Source organism: Yersinia enterocolitica (genome assembly GCA_002082245.2).
In the GTDB taxonomy this organism is placed as follows: Bacteria; Pseudomonadota; Gammaproteobacteria; order Enterobacterales; family Enterobacteriaceae; genus Yersinia; species Yersinia enterocolitica_E.
In genome coordinates, this window is sequence record NBTC02000002.1 from 3,171,181 (window position 1) to 3,185,824 (window position 14,644).

A 14,644-nucleotide genomic window follows, 5' to 3' on the forward strand; every position below is an offset into this window, starting at 1 on the left:
TACTAATACCACAACATTAAACCCACCAGACTGACCACTACCAATCCACATAATGCACTGGTCAGTATAAATTGCCCACGTAGCCTCTCACAGCGGCGAATAAACTCAGGATCGTGGTGATCAAGATAACGTTGGGCGAAGATGTAACCCACTAATCTAATTTGTTTGCTCGGCTGACCGTGGGAGGTAAAAAAGCCACCACCATCAACATATTGATACAGCAACGGGTCGCAGCCACGTAATACCACTAACAAAGCACGCAGAGATGAATAATAACGTGCCATATTAATCACACATACCACACATAAAGCCCAAAAAAGCGCGACGGTACTGATCATAATTATCCTCCCAGCGATATCTCACACATTGGGTCAATCACCTGAACCTCTGTGCCATCGCTTACTCTAGCCGATACAAACACCCCCAGGGCCTCAAAAAACACCCCCTATCGTCCGCTTTCTGACTATGCTCGATACGTTGTTCGTTCGACACAGTATCCGAACGTGTAGGACTCCCTTTATCAGTGTAGGAAATGAAATGGAAAATAGCCTGATAATCTCTAAATTAAGCCTATTTAGGCATTTGTTAACTATCGATTGGCATTAACTTATATCGAATATCTGTCACTGATAAATGCTCGTAACCCATACAAATTCCGCTTAAATATTAATCTCTCTTAACTGAATTACATAAATTTGGCTGCTGTTTTTTGTAAATTATATTTGCATCACAAATATGAAATTCCGTTAATCATGATGATTTATCAGCGCTATACTTAAGATAATGATCTGCTTTAAATTCAAGTATTCTCACCGTGCGCCAAGGCAATTAACGGGCGAATCTCATCACTTATTGGTGCAATTTGGTGCAAAATGACATACGGATGCTTTAGTGATCATCATCAAAACAGTGCGTTGTGATCCGTGAAACACTTCAGTTAGGGGTCATAATGATAGTATGCAGATACCGTGTTAGCACCCGTTCAACAGGTTGAATGTTTGCTTACCCATTAATTAACATTATGGAAGGAGTTTACTTATGGCTTACAAACACATTCTGATTGCGGTTGACCTATCTCCAGAAAGTAAGGTATTGGTGGAAAAGGCGGTCTCCATGGCCAGACCGTACAATGCCAAAGTTTCCCTGATCCATGTTGATGTTAACTACTCAGACCTCTATACCGGTCTGATCGACGTTAATCTTGGTGATATGCAAAAACGTATCTCTGAAGAAACCCATAATGCATTAACTGAGCTTTCGCAAAATGCGGGCTACCCAATTGAGCAAACCCTCAGCGGTAGCGGCGATTTGGGCCAGGTACTGGTTGATGCCATTAAGAAATATGATATGGACTTGGTATTATGCGGTCATCATCAGGATTTCTGGAGCAAATTGATGTCTTCAGCACGCCAACTGATCAATACCGTACATGTCGATATGCTTATCGTGCCACTGCGCGATGACGACGCCGAAGACGAATAAGTTTCGCGAGAGTCATCCTGTTTAGCTTTAACGCCCGCCTTTTGCGGGCGTTTTTAATCAACAACCCCCGCCAAGCCCCGATAGCCACTCATTGATAACCCTGCTAAGTTTTTGTCAAAATCCCTTGCTGTATGAATATAAACCAGTGATATAGTCGAAGATGCACAACATCGTCTCCTCACTATTTGGATAATAATAATAGTTCGCAAAAAGGTGTAGGGAGAGTCTTAATTGGTACAAGGAATTATTAGTGATGAATGGTTTAACCTCTCTGGAGTCGTTCTTAGAATCTTTACAACAACGTGATGCCAACCAACCAGAATATCTCCAAGCAGTACGTGAAGTCTTCACGTCACTTTGGCCCTTTCTGGAGCAAAACCCACATTACCGTGAACAAAGCCTACTCGAGCGCTTAGTCGAGCCAGAACGTGTTATTCAATTCCGCGTTGCCTGGACTGATGACCAAGGTAAAGTTCAGGTTAACCGCGCCTGGCGTGTTCAATTTAACTCGGCGATTGGTCCTTATAAGGGCGGGATGCGTTTCCACCCATCAGTAAACTTATCAATTCTGAAGTTCCTTGGTTTTGAACAGACCTTTAAAAATGCCCTGACAACCCTGCCTATGGGAGGCGGCAAAGGCGGTTCTGATTTTAATCCTAAAGGAAAAAGTCAGGCTGAAGTGATGCGTTTTTGCCAGGCACTGATGATGGAACTGTATCGTCATCTCGGCCCGGATACCGATGTTCCGGCGGGTGATATTGGTGTTGGTGGCCGTGAAGTGGCGTTTATGTCTGGCATGATGAAAAAACTGTCGAATAACACCGCTTGTGTCTTCACCGGCAAAGGTCTCTCCTTCGGCGGTAGTCTGATTCGCCCGGAAGCCACCGGTTATGGCTTGGTCTATTTCACCGACGCCATGTTAAAACGTCACGGCTTAGGTTTTGAAGGTCGTAAAGTCTCGGTTTCCGGCGCCGGAAATGTCGCACAATACACTATTGAAAAAGCCATGGAGCTGGGTGCCAAAGTGATTACCGCTTCTGACTCAGGTGGTACAGTGGTTGATGAAACAGGCTTTACCCCAGAAAAACTGGCTCATCTGGCTGAGATTAAGAACAATCGTTATGGTCGTATTGAAGATTATGCCCGTGAACGTAATCTGGTCTATTTAGCCGATCAGCAGCCATGGAGTGTACCGGTTGATATCGCGCTGCCATGTGCGACGCAGAATGAACTGGACCTGCCAGCGGCACGTCAACTGATTGCCAACGGGGTTAAAGCCGTTGCCGAAGGCGCTAATATGCCTACGACTATTCAGGCAACTGATGCTTTCCTTGATGCAGGGGTGCTGTTTGCACCGGGTAAAGCCGCCAATGCCGGTGGTGTTGCCACATCAGGTCTGGAAATGGCGCAGAACGCGGCCCGCCTGAGCTGGAAGGCAGAGAAAGTTGATGTCCGTCTGCATCACATCATGCTCGATATTCATCAATCTTGTGTTGAATACGGTGGCGAAGGCAAGCAAACCCACTATGTACACGGCGCGAATATTGCGGCCTTTGTTAAAGTGGCAGACGCAATGCTGGCCCAAGGTGTGTTGTAAGTAAGACTCTATTCCCATATTCTTTGAGGTAACAATACCAGAAGAATATGGGAACTTTATCCTCATAGATTTAAAAATCATATATCCCGCAGAGTAATATATAAAATCCTTAGTTCTTTTTAAGAACGTGCTTATTTTAAATATTATCGATGTCAGTAACATCCTTCCCATGCATGAGTCGATAGCAAAGTAAATAATTTAAATTATGAGGAATAATAATGCTCAGGGAACAGACTAAAAATAATGTCAGAACTGTAGATATTAATAATAGTATTGATATTAATAAATCAAAGACGATTAATCTATTAGCGATAACCAGCAGAAACAAATGGCAAAATAAAGATAAGAATGGAATAAGTATTATCACTTATTCATTTAGCCAACGAATACCAATAGATTACCATTATTATAAATCAGCTGAGGGTGTTCCGGCCTATTCCCTTAATGAAGCCCAAATTCACCAGATAAGAACCGCTATGCTCGCCATTGCTGATGTGGCGAATATTAAATTTATTGAGGCTAAAGATGATGTTATAGCTAACATCCCCATTACCAATGTTTCACTCGATGGGTCACGTGGCGGTTATGCCTATCCCCCGAATCCTAGTAACCTCAGCCCCATATTTATTAATGCGAAGATAGAGGAGAATCTAGCCCCCACGCAATCAAACTATGGTGGTCGGGTGTTTATGCATGAACTCGGCCATGCACTCGGCTTGGAACATACTCATGACACCGTAGGCTTAACACAACAAACCAGCGTAATGAGCTATTTATCTGAGTTCTACTCAGGAGCAATCTACGGGGGTAACTTTGCATCAACCCCGCAACTCCATGATATTTTAGCACTTCAATACCTTTACGGAGCCAATAATCGTACCCGTATCGGTAATACGACTTATGGTTTCAATTCCAATAGTAATAGGGATTACTTTACTGCAACCCACGCTAACGACAAGTTGGTATTCTGCGTGTGGGATGCCGGTGGTAACGATACGTTTGATTTCTCGGGCTATCATCAAGACCAAAGAATCACACTGACTAAGCGTGGTTTCTCTGATATTGGTGGTTTGAGAGGCAATGTCTCAATTGCAAATAAAGTCGTGATTGAAAATGCCATCGCCGGTAGCGGTGATGATGAAATCAACGGTAACCGATCAAATAACACCCTGAACGGAGGGGGTGGTGATGACAGATTATGGGGCCGGGTGGGAAATGACCGGCTATTTGGCGGCCGTGGTAATGACAGGCTATCCGGTGGTAAGGGTGATGACTTCTTATCCGGCGGCGCGGGTAATGACCGGCTCAGCGGTGGCAATGGCAATGACCGGCTATTCGGCGGGCGCGGCGCTGACCGGATGAAAGGGGGAGAGGGCCATGATATTTTCCAATACCGTAATAGCAGAGATTCCACCAAAAAATATACCGATACCATCATCGACTTTACCTCTGGTGAAGATAAAATTGATTTATCATTCATTATGGCTGGCAATAATAATATTGTTATGGTCAATCAATTCAGCGCGAATGGTCAAACAGAATTAATGCAGAAATATGATGATGTCGCTAATATTACCTATCTGATGATTGATTTCGATCCAAAAATAAGCAAAGTCGATATGATGATAAAATTCACCGGTAAACATCAATTCACCCACAATGATTTTATTGTCAGTTCACCGCTTATTTCATAACTATTTATCCAGGTAGAATCGATGATTCAGGTGGCTGCAATAACGCGCAGCCGCCTGATTGAAACCAATATACCCAAAGTCATTGGTGTTACAGCCATAGGGCAAACTGACACTGTAATAACATCAAGGAAGTGGCATATAGAGGTCAAAACGATGACTTTTAGTGGTTACAGCCGCTTGCGCAGCTATTCCTGCCAACGGCTCGGCATAATCTGGCCGCTTCACCACCACCCGTTTGGTCGCTAACGCGCGGGCCGGTGCCAATAAACCATCGGCATCTTCATCCGCACCCACCAGCGATTGGAACACCCGCATCTCCTTTTTAACCAGTGCACTTTTCTGCCGGTGCGGATACATCGGATCGAGGTAAACCACTTCTGGCCGGGGTTCAATATCTGCCAGTGCTATCAGGCTGGAGGCGTGCAACAGCGTCAACCGTTCGCGCAGCCACGGACCAATCTCAGCATCCTGATAACCGCGACACAAACCATCATCGAGCAATGCTGCCACCACTGGATTGCGCTCCAGCATTTGCACCTGGCAACCCAGCGCCGCCAAAACAAACGCATCCCGCCCTAAGCCTGCGGTAGCATCGACCACGCGGGGAAGATAACCCTTTTTGACCCCGACGGCTTTGGCTACCGCTTCCCCTCGCCCACCACCGAACTTGCGGCGGTGCGCCAACGTGCCGGAGACAAAATCGACATAAATGCCGCCGAGCTTCGGCTCATCCCTCTTGCGCAATTCAAGGCGCTCAGGTGTCAACACCAGTGCCATAATGGCCTGCTCGTCAGACACCAAACCCCAACGCTCAGCCAAAATAGACAAGGCGCCGGGGGCGGCGCCTGCTTCAGACAATAAACAGATACTGACTTGTGACACGTTCTAGCCCTTAATACCGTAATGGCGCAGCATAGCATCCAACTGCGGTTCACGGCCACGGAAGCGCTTGAACAGCGTCATCGGCTCTTCAGAGCCACCGCGGGACAGAATATTATCGAGGAAGGACTGCCCGGTGGCAGCATTGAAAATCCCCTCTTCTTCGAAACGCGAGAATGCATCTGCCGAGAGCACTTCTGCCCACAAATAGCTGTAGTAACCCGCTGCATAGCCACCGGCAAAGATATGGCTAAAGGCATGTGGGAAGCGGCCCCATGTCGGTGACGGTACCACTGCCACCTGCTTTTTCACTTCATACAGGATCGGCAGGATCTGTGCACCGGTCAGTGGATCGAACTCATAATGCATGCGGAAATCGAACAGCCCGAACTCTAATTGACGCAGAATAAATAGCGCCGCCTGATAGTTTTTCGCCGCCAACAGTTTATCCAGCATCTCCTGTGGCAGTGGCTCATGGGTTTCGTAATGGCCGGAAATAAACGCCAGCGCCTGTGGCTCCCAGCACCAGTTTTCCATAAACTGACTCGGCAATTCGACCGCATCCCAAGGGACACCATTGATACCCGAGACGCCGGCAGTATCAATTTTGGTCAGCATGTGATGCAAACCATGGCCGAACTCATGGAACAAGGTGGTGACTTCGTTATGGGTGAACAGCGCCGGTTTACCGCCGACTGGCCCGTTAAAGTTACAGGTCAGATAAGCCACCGGCTTTTGCAATTGACCGTTCGCCAGACGCAGGCTACCGACGCAATCATCCATCCAGGCACCGCCACGTTTGTGCTCACGGGCGTACAAGTCAAGATAGAAGCTGCCGCGCAGTTCACCGCTGGCATCAAAGAGTTCGAAGAAACGCACATCTGGATGCCAGGTATCCACATCTCGGCGCTCTTTGGCGCTAATACCGTAAATACGTTTAACGACTTCGAATAACCCTTCCACCACCCGCTGTTCCGGGAAGTAAGGTCGCAATTGCTCGTCACTGATGGAGAACAGATGCTGCTTCTGCTTCTCTGAATAATAGGTGATATCCCAAGCAGCCAACTCATTGACGCCGTAGTGTTTTTCAGCAAAAGCACGTAATTGTGCCAGTTCTTCTTCAGCCTGCGGACGGGCGCGTTTCGCCAAATCGTTTAGGAAACCAAGCACCTGTTGCGGGCTTTCTGCCATTTTGGTCGCCAGCGATTTCTCGGCATAGCTGCCAAAACCTAACAGTTGTGCCAATTCATGACGCAATGTCAGAATTTCCGCCATGATTTCACTGTTATCCCACTTACCGGCATTTGGCCCCTGATCAGAGGCGCGGGTAGCAAAGGCGCGATACATCTCTTCGCGCAATTTAGCGTTATCAGCATAGGTCAGAACCGGCAGATAACTTGGCATATCCAGTGTCAGCAACCAACCATCCTGCTGTTTGGCTTCAGCCATAGCTTTAGCCGCAGCCAAGGCACTTTCTGGCAAGCCTTGCAATTGGTTAACATCAGTAATTAACTTGCTCCAGCCCATAGTGGCATCGAGCACGTTATTGCTGTAAGTGGAGCCTAGCTCAGACAAACGGGCGACAATTTCGCCATAACGTTTCTGCTGATCGGGTTGCAAACCGATACCGGATAACTGGAAATCGCGCAGCGCATTCTCTACTGCTTTGCGCTGTGGGGCTGTCAATGCATCAAACCCCGGGCCTTCTTTCAGACTGACATAGGCCTGATACAAACCTTTATGTTGACCCACCCAAGTACCGTATTCCGACAGCAATGGCAGGCTTTGTTCATATGCAGTGCGCAGTTCCGGGCTATTTTTGACCGAATTTAAATGCCCGACCGGCGACCAGATACGCGATAAGCGATCGTCAGACTCAGCCAATGGCTGGCACAGGTTATCCCAAGTGAAAGGTCCTGGCTGGGCAACTACCCGCTCCACCGCTTGACGGCATTCATCCAGCGCGGATTTCACCGCAGGCACGATATCTTCGGGGCGAATCGCAGAAAATGGCGGCAGGGAGAACGGGGTCAACAGCGGATTTGTCATAGGGCAGTCCTGATTATAGTTTTGGATATCAATGATTCTTTTGAATATCAATGATCGTTTTCAATACCGCCGCGATGGTGAATACAACGACGACTTATAAATTATCTATGTATGATTAACATGAGGTCTATCAACATGAAAATCAATGGCTGGCGGCCTGACGACTATTGATTACCCACCGATTTTGGCAATCAAGCTCGCACTGCTGGTGTAGCAAAAACCTCAACCAGCTTAAATTGCTCAAAGACCAATAGCATCTCAGGGGAGAAATCACCCTCTCGTTCAAAGAAGGCCCGATGCCCGGTCTGCCAATAAACCAAGCTTTTATCTCCCTCGCCCTCTTTGGCCGCCATTTCTGCGGTGACATCACAATAGCGGACCAGCGTTAAGCTCATGGTTCTAATGACACAAACCGGTGTGCCTCGGCCATCGAGAATGACATTGTAATCACCAACACTGGGCGAAGCTTCTGATTTATAAGCACGATAGGAGCAACAAGTCGCTGTTTTAGCGCCATTGATGACCAATTGTGCCAATTCATCTGCCATCTCAGAACTGTCGCCAAAGGACCAGAGCAAAGCGTCTGGGTAGTGCTCAGCAATTATCTTGTTAGTCATTATTATATCCATTGAGGTGAGATCAGGTATTCATCACAGATTAATGCAATTCAGTTTTTATCCACCAGACAGTTTATACTAGTTGCCATAATGTGCTGGCTGCGGTTTCTCACCAGGGTGTTTGTCGCATCCACAGATAAAAAGCACTGCCACAATCTACAGCATATATTCTCGCTAAATCCTTGATTTAAATTAGAATATCAATTGGTTAAAATAAAATGTTAAGTTATCGCCATAGTTTTCACGCCGGCAACCATGCCGACGTTCTTAAACATACCGTTCAAAGTCTGATTATTGAGTCTTTGAAGGAAAAAGAAAAACCGTTCCTTTATTTGGATACCCACGCCGGTGCCGGTCGCTACCAGTTAAGCGGCGAGCATGCCGAGCGCACGGGTGAATACCTTGATGGTATCGGCCTACTGTGGCAACGAGATGATTTACCTGCTGATTTAGCGCCATATATCAGTGCTATCAATTACTTTAACCGTAGTGAAAAACTGCGTTACTACCCCGGCTCACCATTAATCGCCCGCCATTTATTGCGTGAAGATGACAAAATTCATCTGACTGAACTACACCCAAGCGACTACCCGTTGCTGCGCAATGAGTTTGCTAAAGATGAGCGAGCTAAAGTTCAACGTGCCGATGGTTATCAACAACTTAAATCACAATTGCCCCCATCATCACGCCGGGGTTTTGTTCTGATTGATCCGCCGTATGAAATGAAAACGGATTATCAGGATGTGGTGAAAGGTATTCAGGAAGGCTATAAACGCTTTGCAACGGGTACCTATGCATTATGGTATCCAGTGGTTTTACGTCAGCAAATCAAACGTATGTTACGGGATCTGGAAGCCACCGGCATCCGCCGTATCTTGCAAATTGAGCTGGCAGTGCGCCCGGACAGTGACCAACATGGTATGACCGCATCTGGCATGATTGTGATTAACCCGCCGTGGAAGCTAGAACAACAGATGAATACCTTGTTGCCGTGGCTGCACAACGTGCTGGTGCCATCGGGCCATGGTCATACCCTGGTGAAGTGGGTAGTGCCAGAATAAACACAGCCTAAATCAATTGGTCACGCGAATCAGAGCCATTGACGCAACCTTTGCGACAAAACTCGGGTAAGCGTTAAACTGTTAGGCAAATTTTAAACAACGTGGGAACGATTCTGATGACCAAACATTACGACTATCTGGCAATTGGCGGTGGCAGTGGTGGGATCGCGTCGATCAACCGGGCAGCCATGTACGGCAAAAAGTGTGCGCTGATCGAAGCTAAACAACTTGGTGGCACCTGCGTCAACGTTGGTTGTGTGCCGAAAAAAGTAATGTGGCATGCTGCGCAAATTGCAGAAGCGATTCATTTGTATGGCCCAGATTACGGTTTCGATACCACGGTGAACCATTTCGATTGGAAAAAGCTGATCGCTAACCGTACTGCTTACATCGATCGTATCCATCAGTCTTATGAGCGTGGTTTAGGCAATAACAAAGTGGATATTATTCATGGTTTCGCGCGTTTTGTTGATGCGCATACTGTGGAAGTGAACGGTGAAAAAATCACTGCTGATCACATCCTGATCGCCACCGGTGGCCGCCCAAGTCACCCGAATATCCCTGGCGCAGAATACGGGATTAACTCCGATGGCTTCTTCGAATTAGACGAGATGCCAAAGCGAGTTGCCGTAGTAGGTGCAGGTTATATCGCGGTAGAAATCGCCGGGGTGCTCAATGGGTTAGGTACAGAAACCCATCTGTTTGTGCGCAAACATGCACCATTGCGTACTTTTGATCCGCTGATTGTTGAAACTCTGCTTGAAGTGATGAACACCGAAGGGCCAACACTGCATACCGACGCGGTACCAAAAGCGGTGATTAAAAACGCCGATGGTAGCCTAACGCTGCAACTGGAAAATGGCACTGAAGTCACCGTTGACCACCTGATTTGGGCCATTGGCCGTGAACCGTCAACTGACAACCTCAATCTGTCTGCCAGCGGTGTCAAAACCAATGACAAAGGCTATATCGAAGTTGATAAGTTCCAAAACACTAACGTCAAAGGTATCTACGCCGTCGGGGACAACACCGGTGCGGTTGAACTGACCCCTGTAGCCGTGGCTGCGGGTCGCCGTTTGTCTGAACGCTTGTTCAATAACAAGCCGGATGAGCATCTGGATTACAGTAATATCCCAACCGTGGTATTCAGCCATCCTCCAATCGGCACTATTGGTCTGACTGAGCCGCAAGCACGTGAGAAGTTTGGCGACGATCAGGTGAAAGTGTACAAATCTTCATTCACTGCAATGTACAGCGCGGTGACTCAGCACCGCCAGCCATGCCGGATGAAATTAGTCTGCGTAGGGGTGGAAGAGAAGATTGTTGGTATCCATGGTATCGGTTTCGGTATGGATGAAATCTTGCAAGGGTTTGCTGTCGCCGTGAAAATGGGCGCGACCAAGAAAGATTTCGACAACACCGTCGCTATCCACCCGACCGCCGCAGAAGAGTTTGTAACCATGCGTTAAGGTTTGGTAAAAGATCAGAAAGGCTATGGACCGCAGGGTTGATAGCCTTTTTTATTGTTTTAAATTCTATCCTCGCGAATATTTCTTACTTTCGCGCGGGTGATCCCTTAGTAGTTTCCAGCCAAAATTCATGCCCGCAGCAGCCAATAGGATGGCGGTCGCCCCAGCTATTTGCACGAGACTCAAGCGGTGATCGAATACCAACCAGTCGACAATAATCGCCACAACCGGATAAATAAAAGATAACGTGCCAACCAAACTGGTTGGGATTTTCTGAATCGCGCTGTACAACAGTGCGGACATTAACCCAGTGTGAACCACGCCGATAATGAACAGTAATCCCCATGTGTTGCCTGATAGCGGTAAATCAGACCAACACACAAAGGGTGCCAGCAAAATAGCGCCGACCAACAACTGAATCAGTACAATCAGATGTGGTGGCAAGCCTTTTAGCCGTTTGATAATCGCGGCCGTTACCGCATACATAAATGCCGCCCCCAGCGCCATAATGATGCCGAAGAGGTAGTCAGAACCTGAGGTGATGGCCCCCGGTTGCCCGATAATGATAAACAGCATCCCGCCAAAAGCGACCAGCAACCAACAGAGCGCATTTACTGTTAATTTCTCACCAAAAAACAGCACCCCCAGCCCAACCAGCATAAAGGGTTGAGTATGGTAGGTAACGGTTGCCATCGAAATGGAGGCATAAGAGTAAGCGCCAAACAGTAGAACCCAGTTCAATACCAGCGTAATACCACCGATAACTGCAATGACGATATGCTGTCGCGTGAGCACACCGCGTTTGAGTAAACCCAGCATGGCACAAGCGATAAACATGGCGAATGCACCAAATACACAGCGCCAGAACACAACCGTTACCGCAGGTTGCCCTGATGCGATAACCGGCCAGCCCACAGTACCGGAAATAAGCATAGCTGCGACCATTTCCATGGCCCCGCGAGCTTTCATTTTTATCATTCTCTCTCCGTAATCGCTGCCAGGATGCTTTTGTATTTGAGTGCTTGGCACTCAACAGACAATACATTAAAATGAACAAGTGACTATTATGGTGAACGACAATCAGTCGTTCGTCAAGATGAACAAATGAATGATATGGTGAACAATGACTCACTTTATACCCGATAACTCAGACCATGCAGCAACCCCGATTGGCTTGCTTTCTGCCTCTATTCGCCGGGAACGTGAGAAGTTAGGGCTGACGGTAACGGAATTAGCAAAGCGTGCAGGTATCGCGAAATCGACGTTATCGCAATTGGAAGGTGGAGCCGGTAATCCCAGTCTGGAAACACTGTGGTCGTTAGCCATGGCACTGGATGTTCCGGTCAGTCGGCTTATCGCCCAGCCGCGCATGCATGTTCAGGTGATCAGGGCCAATGAAGGGATTACTGCGGTTTCTGAACAGGCGAACTACACCGCGACGTTGCTGGCTGCCTGCCCCACAGGGGTACAGCGGGATATCTATCGGATTAATGTTCAACCCGGTGAACTCAGGCGCTCCCGAGCACATATGCCCGGTACCATTGAACATGTGATTATCAGTTCAGGAAAAGCCAGAATCGGCCCAGTTGATCAAGCAGTTGAGTTAAACGCAGGAGACTACATTAGCTATTCTGCTGATGTGGAACATATTTTTGAAGCACTGGCCGTGGATACCACTGCGGTGATGATGATTGAGCACACATAAGCTATCGAGATATCCGTGGTCATACAGAATCCCGACCGACACCCTGGCATAACTATTGGTTAGGTTGTGATAGACGTCGACTCTGCTATTATCAACAGGTTGCTGCCATTTTGTATCATATTTTGTAGAATAATCATCTGCATAAGGCATGGATTAAGGCCACTGAGGAGAATTATGCCGAACGCACCGAAAGACAATTCAGCCCCACTGGCGGCGGGGATTGAAACCGGTAAAAAAGCCATTTCCTATATGACCCAGCTGAGTAACCACATCAAAGCTTACCCAGTGGTTGCTCATATTATCCGTGCCACCGATCGCTTTAATGACCGGATGGGCAGCCAGTTTGGTGCAGCTATTACGTATTTTTCTTTTTTGTCACTGATCCCTATTTTGATGGTTTCTTTCGCCGCAGTCGGTTTTGTCCTGGCGTCTAATCCTGACTTATTAGCTGAATTAATTAATAAAATTGTCAATACCATCAGTGATCCAACACTGGCCGCTACACTTAAAAACACGGTAAATACCGCAATCCAGCAGCGCACCACCGTCGGCTTGACTGGCTTAGCGATTGCGCTGTATTCCGGTATCAGTTGGATGGGGAACTTACGCGAGGCGATTCGTGCTCAATCACGGGATGTGTGGGAGCGTAATCCACAGGATCAGGAAAAGTTCTACTACCGTTATGCCCGCGATTTTATCTCGCTGACCGGGTTGGTTATCGCACTGATTATCACCCTGTCACTGACGTCAATTGCCGGTGCTGCACAATCTGCCATTGTTGATGCATTAGGATTGGGGGGAATTGATTGGTTACGGCCCGTTATGACATTGATTGCGTTGTCGATCTCTATTGCGGCTAACTATTTGTTATTTTTATGGATATTCTGGATTCTGCCGCGCCATAAACCTAAGAAAAAAGCGTTACTGCGCGGCACCCTGATTGCCGCTATCGGCTTTGAGATAATTAAGTTTGTCATGACGATGATGCTACCACGCCTTGCCAGTTCGCCGTCCGGGGCGGCTTTTGGCTCCGTTATTGGTTTAATGGCGTTTTTCTACTTTTTTGCCCGGCTAACGTTATTTTGTGCCGCCTGGATAGCCACAGCCCACTACGATGAGGATGAAACCTTACCGCAAGGCGGGGGAAACAAGGCCACCCAATAAGCCCAACCAGATAGGGTCAATACCCCATTAATGATAAATAAGCATTATGGCGTTTGCTCACCTCGCTGACTTATCACTACACTGGCCGCCGTTATCAAAAACAGAGGGCTATCCGTGTCGCGTTATATAAAAAAACCGTGGTTTTTACTGATATTACTTGCAGTTGCGGTGCTGGCCACAGTGTATAAATTGCGTTTTAGCAATGCGGATGCACTGTGGAAAATCGTCAGCCAGCAATGTGTTCCCCATATGGTCGCAGAACATAGCCCGCAGCCTTGTGTCGCGGCTGACATACCGGCTGGTTTTGTGGTGTATAAATCGAATGTTGGGCCATTGCAGTATTTGTTGATGCCGACCGCTAAAATCAGCGGCATGGAAAGCCCACAGTTGTTAACGAGCAGCAGCCCAAACTACTTCCTTGATGCCTGGCAAGCCCGTCACTTTATGGCCGATAAATATGGCGCACCAATTGATGATGCGGATATTTCACTGACCATTAATTCAAAATACGGGCGTAGTCAGGATCATTTACATATCCATATTTCTTGCCTGAAACCACAGGTAAAAGCGGCGCTGGCGGCGCAAGAAGCAAACTTCCGTCAGCAGTGGCAGCCCCTGCCAGGTGGTCTGTTAGGTCATGACTATCTGGTGCGGCGCACAACAGCCGCTGAATTGCAGCACTCAGGTGCATTCCGCCTGTTAGCCGATGAGGTGGCTGGAGCGAAAGATAGTATGGGCCGCTATGGTTTAGCCATGACCGCATTGCCTGATGGGGCATTTTTACTACTGGCAAGCCAGGCGAGCCTGACGAAACTGCACCGTGCATCCGTGGAAGAATTGCAGGATCACGACTGTAATTTGCTATCTCCACCGCCGCCGCCGCTGCTCTCTTCTTCGTAGAGTTAAAACGGCCGGGCAGTTAGTTAC

The 14,644-nt window shown here is 47.7% G+C and carries 13 protein-coding genes; 8 read left to right on the forward strand and 5 right to left on the reverse strand.

Annotated elements, in window-relative coordinates; all coding sequences use genetic code 11:
- Nucleotides 1-2 precede the first annotated feature (2 nt).
- Nucleotides 3-338 carry a universal stress protein UspB gene (locus A6J66_016050; GenBank protein ID PNM25556.1) on the reverse strand — a complete coding sequence of 112 codons (336 nt, stop codon included), beginning with the start codon at nucleotides 336-338 and terminating at the stop codon, nucleotides 3-5.
- A gap of 700 nt (nucleotides 339-1,038) precedes the next feature.
- Here A6J66_016050 and A6J66_016055 point away from each other — a divergent pair.
- From A6J66_016055 to A6J66_016065, 3 genes are all read left to right on the forward strand, one after another.
- Nucleotides 1,039-1,482 carry a universal stress protein UspA gene (locus tag A6J66_016055; protein ID PNM25557.1) on the forward strand — a complete coding sequence of 148 codons (444 nt, stop codon included), beginning with the start codon at nucleotides 1,039-1,041 and terminating at the stop codon, nucleotides 1,480-1,482.
- Between the two features lie 253 nt (nucleotides 1,483-1,735).
- Complete coding sequence (locus A6J66_016060; GenBank protein ID PNM25558.1) at nucleotides 1,736-3,079, forward strand: NADP-specific glutamate dehydrogenase; 1,344 nt, start codon at nucleotides 1,736-1,738, stop codon at nucleotides 3,077-3,079.
- 218 nt (nucleotides 3,080-3,297) lie between these two features.
- Entirely contained in the window at nucleotides 3,298-4,773 is a 1,476-nt protein-coding gene (locus tag A6J66_016065; GenBank protein ID PNM25559.1) for a metalloprotease, read from the forward strand.
- Between the two features lie 123 nt (nucleotides 4,774-4,896).
- Here A6J66_016065 and A6J66_016070 read toward each other — a convergent pair whose 3' ends face one another.
- The 3 genes from A6J66_016070 to A6J66_016080 form a co-directional block, all read right to left on the reverse strand.
- On the reverse strand, nucleotides 4,897-5,655 hold the full coding sequence (locus tag A6J66_016070; protein PNM25560.1) for a 16S rRNA (guanine(1516)-N(2))-methyltransferase RsmJ: 759 nt from the start codon (nucleotides 5,653-5,655) through the stop codon (nucleotides 4,897-4,899).
- A gap of 3 nt (nucleotides 5,656-5,658) precedes the next feature.
- Nucleotides 5,659-7,701 carry an oligopeptidase A gene (locus tag A6J66_016075; GenBank protein ID PNM25561.1) on the reverse strand — a complete coding sequence of 681 codons (2,043 nt, stop codon included), beginning with the start codon at nucleotides 7,699-7,701 and terminating at the stop codon, nucleotides 5,659-5,661.
- Nucleotides 7,702-7,892: 191 nt separating this feature from the next.
- On the reverse strand, nucleotides 7,893-8,318 hold the full coding sequence (locus tag A6J66_016080) for an ASCH domain-containing protein (GenBank protein ID PNM25562.1): 426 nt from the start codon (nucleotides 8,316-8,318) through the stop codon (nucleotides 7,893-7,895).
- A gap of 218 nt (nucleotides 8,319-8,536) precedes the next feature.
- Here A6J66_016080 and A6J66_016085 point away from each other — a divergent pair, with 218 nt between their 5' ends.
- Nucleotides 8,537-9,379, forward strand: coding sequence for a 23S rRNA (adenine(2030)-N(6))-methyltransferase RlmJ (locus tag A6J66_016085; GenBank protein PNM25563.1), 843 nt, complete (start codon nucleotides 8,537-8,539; stop codon nucleotides 9,377-9,379).
- Nucleotides 9,380-9,495: 116 nt separating this feature from the next.
- Nucleotides 9,496-10,848: a glutathione-disulfide reductase gene (locus A6J66_016090; GenBank protein ID PNM25564.1), complete on the forward strand. Its 1,353-nt coding sequence runs from the start codon at nucleotides 9,496-9,498 to the stop codon at nucleotides 10,846-10,848.
- A gap of 66 nt (nucleotides 10,849-10,914) precedes the next feature.
- Here the strand turns inward: A6J66_016090 and A6J66_016095 are convergent, their stop codons facing one another.
- Nucleotides 10,915-11,823 (reverse strand): EamA/RhaT family transporter, encoded by a 909-nt coding sequence (locus A6J66_016095; protein PNM27042.1) that lies wholly within the window; start codon nucleotides 11,821-11,823, stop codon nucleotides 10,915-10,917.
- 148 nt (nucleotides 11,824-11,971) lie between these two features.
- On the opposite strand from A6J66_016095, the gene A6J66_016100 reads away from it, so the two are divergent.
- From A6J66_016100 to A6J66_016110, 3 genes are all read left to right on the forward strand, one after another.
- Nucleotides 11,972-12,553, forward strand: a complete 582-nt coding sequence (locus A6J66_016100) for an XRE family transcriptional regulator (protein ID PNM25565.1) — start codon at nucleotides 11,972-11,974, stop codon at nucleotides 12,551-12,553.
- 174 nt (nucleotides 12,554-12,727) lie between these two features.
- Nucleotides 12,728-13,717, forward strand: a complete 990-nt coding sequence (yhjD, locus tag A6J66_016105; GenBank protein PNM25566.1) for an inner membrane protein YhjD — start codon at nucleotides 12,728-12,730, stop codon at nucleotides 13,715-13,717.
- A 114-nt stretch (nucleotides 13,718-13,831) separates the two neighbouring features.
- Nucleotides 13,832-14,617: a CDP-diacylglycerol diphosphatase gene (locus A6J66_016110; GenBank protein ID PNM25567.1), complete on the forward strand. Its 786-nt coding sequence runs from the start codon at nucleotides 13,832-13,834 to the stop codon at nucleotides 14,615-14,617.
- Nucleotides 14,618-14,644 lie beyond the last annotated feature (27 nt).

Bases quoted from the DNA above. Each gene is read 5' to 3' on its own strand.
- A6J66_016090 (PNM25564.1), top strand. From the start codon at position 9,496: ATGACCAAACATTACGACTATCTGGCAATTGGCGGTGGCAGTGGTGGG.
- A6J66_016085 (PNM25563.1), top strand. From the start codon at position 8,537: ATGTTAAGTTATCGCCATAGTTTTCACGCCGGCAACCATGCCGACGTT.
- A6J66_016080 (PNM25562.1), bottom strand. From the start codon at position 8,318: ATGACTAACAAGATAATTGCTGAGCACTACCCAGACGCTTTGCTCTGG.
- A6J66_016060 (PNM25558.1), top strand. From the start codon at position 1,736: ATGAATGGTTTAACCTCTCTGGAGTCGTTCTTAGAATCTTTACAACAA.
- A6J66_016055 (PNM25557.1), top strand. From the start codon at position 1,039: ATGGCTTACAAACACATTCTGATTGCGGTTGACCTATCTCCAGAAAGT.
- yhjD (PNM25566.1), top strand. From the start codon at position 12,728: ATGCCGAACGCACCGAAAGACAATTCAGCCCCACTGGCGGCGGGGATT.
- A6J66_016050 (PNM25556.1), bottom strand. From the start codon at position 338: ATGATCAGTACCGTCGCGCTTTTTTGGGCTTTATGTGTGGTATGTGTG.
- A6J66_016065 (PNM25559.1), top strand. From the start codon at position 3,298: ATGCTCAGGGAACAGACTAAAAATAATGTCAGAACTGTAGATATTAAT.
- A6J66_016075 (PNM25561.1), bottom strand. From the start codon at position 7,701: ATGACAAATCCGCTGTTGACCCCGTTCTCCCTGCCGCCATTTTCTGCG.
- A6J66_016100 (PNM25565.1), top strand. From the start codon at position 11,972: ATGACTCACTTTATACCCGATAACTCAGACCATGCAGCAACCCCGATT.